This is a genomic window from Saccharopolyspora soli (assembly GCF_022678645.1).
GTDB lineage: Bacteria > Actinomycetota > Actinomycetes > Mycobacteriales > Pseudonocardiaceae > Saccharopolyspora > Saccharopolyspora soli.
In genome coordinates, this window is record NZ_JALBWV010000146.1 from 1 (window position 1) to 4699 (window position 4699).

6 protein-coding genes and 1 tRNA gene are annotated in these 4699 nt (G+C 69.9%); 1 reads left to right on the forward strand and 6 read right to left on the reverse strand.

Features of this window, described 5'->3' with window-relative positions:
- Nucleotides 1–84: 84 nt before the first annotated feature.
- Nucleotides 85–158, reverse strand: a tRNA-Leu gene (locus MOQ72_RS43875).
- Nucleotides 159–302: 144 nt separating this feature from the next.
- On the opposite strand from MOQ72_RS43875, the gene MOQ72_RS43880 reads away from it, so the two are divergent.
- On the forward strand, nt 303–524 hold the full coding sequence (locus tag MOQ72_RS43880) for a DUF3618 domain-containing protein (protein WP_242191989.1): 222 nt from the start codon (nt 303–305) through the stop codon (nt 522–524).
- A 44-nt stretch (nt 525–568) separates the two neighbouring features.
- Here MOQ72_RS43880 and MOQ72_RS43885 read toward each other — a convergent pair whose 3' ends face one another.
- The 5 genes from MOQ72_RS43885 to MOQ72_RS43905 all read right to left on the reverse strand — a co-directional run bounded on the left by MOQ72_RS43885 (nt 569) and on the right by MOQ72_RS43905 (nt 4617).
- A complete protein-coding gene (locus MOQ72_RS43885; protein ID WP_242191990.1) occupies nt 569–1285 on the reverse strand; it encodes an MOSC domain-containing protein in 717 nt (238 codons plus the stop codon).
- Nucleotides 1286–1366: 81 nt separating this feature from the next.
- Complete coding sequence (locus MOQ72_RS43890; protein WP_242191991.1) at nt 1367–2017, reverse strand: TetR/AcrR family transcriptional regulator; 651 nt, start codon at nt 2015–2017, stop codon at nt 1367–1369.
- Between the two features lie 77 nt (nt 2018–2094).
- Entirely contained in the window at nt 2095–2415 is a 321-nt protein-coding gene (locus MOQ72_RS43895; protein WP_242191992.1) for a hypothetical protein, read from the reverse strand.
- Nucleotides 2416–2513: 98 nt separating this feature from the next.
- Entirely contained in the window at nt 2514–3092 is a 579-nt protein-coding gene (locus MOQ72_RS43900; protein WP_308198079.1) for a nucleotidyltransferase family protein, read from the reverse strand.
- 79 nt (nt 3093–3171) lie between these two features.
- On the reverse strand, nt 3172–4617 hold the full coding sequence (locus MOQ72_RS43905) for an NCS2 family permease (protein ID WP_242191993.1): 1446 nt from the start codon (nt 4615–4617) through the stop codon (nt 3172–3174).
- Nucleotides 4618–4699: the final 82 nt, after the last annotated feature.

The following is a 4699-nucleotide window of genomic DNA, read 5'->3' on the forward strand; positions in this document are numbered from 1 at the left end:
GGGGTCTGCGGGGGCTCGGCCCCCGCAAGTAAAAGCCGGGCAACGGCGAGGCCGCAGCGGCGGCGAGCAGCACTCGCCGCCTCGTGGGGCCGGTGGGACTCGAACCCACACTGGCTAGGACCTAAACCTAGTGCCTCTGCCAATTGGGCTACGGCCCCGCTTTGCACAGCCTAGCGGGTGCCGTGATCTCCGTTGCCGGGCGTTCCCCGACCGGGTGCCCGGCACGACACGCGAACCGCTGGTGCGTTGCCGGTTCGGCGGTGCTCTACGGTGTCAGCAGCCAGGTGAAGTGAGGAGGACACGTGGCCCGTGATCCAGACACCATCGAGCGCGATATCGAGCAGGCGCGTGACGCGCTGGCCGCCACGTTGGACCAGTTGAGCGTCAAGGCGGACCCGAAGCGCTTCGTCGAGCAAGGCAAGTCCAGCGTGCAGGAGAAGCTCCGCGATCCGCGGGTGCGCTACGCCCTGATCGGTGTTGGCGCTCTTGTCACCATTGTGGTGGTGCGCAAGCTGTTTCGGTGATGTCGGCGGGTCTTCGGGGATGCGGCCGAAGACCCGCGACTAGTTCAGGCCACCGACGTGGCTTCGCCCCGGCGCACCGTGCCTGGCCGGGTCACCCGCATGATCACGCCGAACTTGTTGTCGTGGCGGCGGATGAGGTGGGTTTGCAGGTCTCGCCACCGCTGTCGGCCCGTGGCGTCCCAGCTCGGCACCGCGCAGCGGATGCATGGCCCGGAGTGCTCCCCGGTGACCGTCAGCTCGACTTCTCCCGCGGTGAGCACGGTGCCGGGTTCCCAATCCTCTTCGACGAATGCCGGTTCGTCGGCGGTCACGTGCAGGTTCGTCCGGAATCGGCGGATGTCGACGTCGGCGCCAAGTTCTTCGCCCAGCCCGACGCGGGAGGCTTCGAAGGTGACGAGCACGGTGGGCCCGCGGTCTTGTTGGCCGTCGGCTGCGTGCAGGCGGAGCGGAACGTCCAGGGAGTCGGCGAGGACGTCGGCGAGTTCGGGGTCCTGCCAGGACCACTTGGTGCCGTCCGGGGCGTGCAGGGTCGGTGGTTCGGCCGGGTCGGCGATGTCGCCGTAGCTGGCGGCCCAGCTGAGCATTTCGGGGTTCTGCCGGACCGTCAGCACGTTGCCGGACCGCGTGGGCCGCTCGTCGAGGAGTGCGTAGGCGCGGTCACCGGCCATGCCGCGCGCATCGAACCGGGCGGCGCTGATCGGTTCACCGCGCAGCGATTTCACCGGCCAGCGGTGCAGTTCCGATACCGATCCGTGCGCCACGCGGCCCCTCCATTCACCGGATGCTCCCACCCTAACCCGCTGGTTTCCGGTTCGATCGTGGATTTCGCGCGCGTGCGGTGGTCACGCTGGCGGCGCGGATCGGCCGCGCAGCAGCGGGAGCAGTGCTTCGCGGAGCAGCCGGTCCACGAAGCGGGTGTCCAGTGGTTCGCCCGTGAGCATCAGCCGGTGGATGAGCCCGGCACCAGCGAGTTCGACGACCGTGTCGATCGGCGCGTCGTCCCGGATCTCGCCGCGCTGCACACCGCGCTCGATGATCCGGCGCAGCACGTCGCGCTGCGGTAGCAGGAACGATTCGCGGAAGGCGGCGGCCAGTTCCGGTTCGTGCGGCAGCTCGCCGACCAGCGCCTGGGCGGCCTTGCCTGCCGGGCCGGTGAGGAAGGCGGCAAAGCCGCGCAGGAATTCGCCGAGATCGCCTTCGATGGAGCCTTGATCGGGTTCTGGGATGCTGCGCTGCACCAGCTGGTTGCAGGTGTCGATGACCAGGTCGAGCTTGGAGTCCCAACGCCGGTAGATGGTGGCCTTGCCAGCCCGCGCGTGCGCGGCGACGGCGTCCATCGTCAACGCGCGGTAGCCGACCTGGGCCAGCACCTCCATGGCGGCTTGGCGCAGCGCGGCGTCGCGGGTGGCGTCCCGCGGGCGCCCCCGGCCGGTGGCCGGGCGGCTCGGTTCGGCGCTGGCCAACGCTGCTTCCTCCTCGCGTGCACTGCTCATCGGCGCATTCACGACGGACATCCTAGAGTCCGGGCCGGATTCGTCCACTGTGCACGCATTCAGGGTGTCGCGCGCGCTCACCGAGCGCTGCGGGTACTGCGGACGCTACTCGTGTTGCCCACTGCGGCGGCTGCTGCCTGGCGGGTCGCTTCGTCGGACAGTCCGTGCCGGGCCTGCAGGTAGGCGGTGGTGAAAGCGAAGCCGTCGCCGCTGAGCAGGTGGATCACCACGCGGCCCGCCGAGTTCGGGGCGAGTTGCTCGATCAATTGGTCCGCCTGGTCCCGCGCCGCGATCAGCCCAGGCGCGCGGGCCGTGCGGTGGTCGGTACCGGCCGTCACGGTGACCAGCCAGTCGTCTCCATCGGGCACGTAGTTGGCGGTGATGTGTCCGCTTGCCATGAATGCCTCCGCCTCGGCTCGCTCGGGCGCTCGTGTGACTTCGCTCACCGGAACCGCAGCGTTGGGGAACAGGGGCCGGTCACGCGTGGCCGTCGACTCTACGGCTTGATTCGGCGCAGGTCTTCAGGTTGGTCGATATCGAAGCCTTCTGATACGTCGTCGCAAAACACCAGTGCGACGTCGCGCCCCTTCAGGTAGCCGCGGGCACCGGCGTCACCGGTGGCCGCGGCACGGGCACCGGCCCAGTGGTCCCGGCCGAGCAGCACCGGGTGGCTGCGGTTCCCGTGGTGCGCGGCGGCGGCGAGCGCGCTCGGGCTGGCGTGTGCGGCGACGCGGCGGACGGCCTCCGGGCCGATTCCAGGCATGTCCACCGGCAGCACGAGCGCGGCGACGGCGTCGGTCGAGGCGAGCGCGTCGAGCGCGGTGCGCAGGGACGAGCCCATGCCGCTGGGCCAATCCGGGTTGATCACGACCGTGGCGCCGGTCAGTTCGGCGCGGTCGCGGACTTCGTCGGCGGCGGCGCCGAGGACCACCACGATCGGCTCGCACCCACCTGCGGCGAGGACCTGCGCGGCGCGGTCGACCAGCAGCTTCCCCTGGTACTCGACGAGCGCCTTCGGCATTCCGAAGCGGCGCCCCGCCCCGGCCGCCAGCACGACTCCCGCAACCTTCGTCACTGCACCCACCCCACGGACAGTACCGCTGCTCGTGAGTGCGAAAGCGGGCTCCAACCCGCTTTCGCACTCACGACCCCGGTCACTCCACGAGGGCTTCGATGGCTTCGATGCCGAAGTAGAGCGCGAACACCGCGGCGAGAACACCTACCAGCCAGCCGATCTCGCGGACCTTGCCGCGGGCGAGCTTGATCACCGCGAAGGCGATCAGCCCGGCCCCGATGCCGTTGGTGATCATGTACGTGAACGGGATGACCGCGATGGTCAGGAACGCCGGGATGACGTAGTCCGCGTCATCCCACGGGATGTGCCGGGCCTGCGCCATCATCAGCCCGCCGACGATCACCAGCGCCGGTGCGGCGGCCTGCGCGGGCACCACCGCGGCCAGCGGGGTGAACAGCAGCGTCGCGCAGAACAGCAGGCCGGTGACCACGCTGGCCAGGCCGGTGCGCGCGCCTTCCGCGACGCCGGTGGCCGATTCCAGGAACACCGTGTTCGGCGACGATCCGGCCAGCCCGCCCGCGGCCGCGGCCACCCCGTCGACGGCCAGGATCCGGCCCATGCCCTCGACCTTGCCGCCCTTCACCAGCCCGGCCTCCGAGGAGACGCTGGTGATGGTGCCCATCGCGTCGAAGAACCCGGACAGCACCAGGGTGAACAGGAAGGCGGTGGCCGCGATGCCGCCAGCCGCGGCGAACCCGCCGAACAGGTCGACGTTGCCGAACAGGCTGAAGTCCGGGCTGCCGACGAAGTGGTCGGGCAGTTCCGGCACGATCGTGCCCCAGTCCTCCGGGGCGATTCCGAAGGCGGCGTTGGCCGCGATCGCGATCGCGGTGCTGACGGCGATGCCGATCAGGATCGCGCCCGGCACTCGGCGGGCCAGCAGCACCAGCATGATGAGCAGGCTCAGGCAGAAGATCGCGATCGGCACGCCGACCAGGTGGCCTTCGGTGCCCTGGCCCATCTGGACCGGCACGGTGGTGTTGGCCGCATCCGGCTTGCGGGTCACGAACCCGGCGCTGACCAGGCCGATCAGCGCGATGTAGAGGCCGATGCCGACGGTGAGGGCGGTTTTCAGCGGGGCCGGGATGGCGTTGATGATCTTCTCCCGGATGCCGCTCACCGCCAGGACGACGATCACGATGCCTTCGAGCACCACCAGGCCGAAGGTCTGCGCCCAGGTCATCGCGGGGGCGATGGTGAAGGCGACGACCGCGTTGACGCCGAGCCCGGCGGCCAGCGCCAGCGGTGCGTTGCCGACCAGGCCCATCACGATGGTCATCGCACCGGCGGTGACCGCGGTGGCGGTGGTCAGCTGTTCCGGGGTCAGCCGCGCGCCGGTGGCATCCGCGGACGAGCCGAGGATCAGCGGGTTGAGCATCACGATGTAGGCCATCGCGACGAATGTGGTCAGGCCGCCGCGCAATTCGCGGGAGATGGTGGAGCCGCGGCTGGTGATGCGGAAGAAGCGATCCAGTCCGGATGTTCCGGGGTCGGTGGATCTCGCCGGTCGCAACTGCTGGGTCATGAGTACTCCGTAAGTTGTTGGTCGGTCCGGGAGGACCGGGTGTGGCTGATGAGTTCTTGCCTGCAGTGGCTGCATGGGAGTG

Bases quoted from the DNA above. Each gene is read 5' to 3' on its own strand.
- MOQ72_RS43895 (WP_242191992.1), bottom strand. From the start codon at position 2,415: ATGGCAAGCGGACACATCACCGCCAACTACGTGCCCGATGGAGACGAC.
- MOQ72_RS43905 (WP_242191993.1), bottom strand. From the start codon at position 4,617: ATGACCCAGCAGTTGCGACCGGCGAGATCCACCGACCCCGGAACATCC.
- MOQ72_RS43890 (WP_242191991.1), bottom strand. From the start codon at position 2,017: ATGAGCAGTGCACGCGAGGAGGAAGCAGCGTTGGCCAGCGCCGAACCG.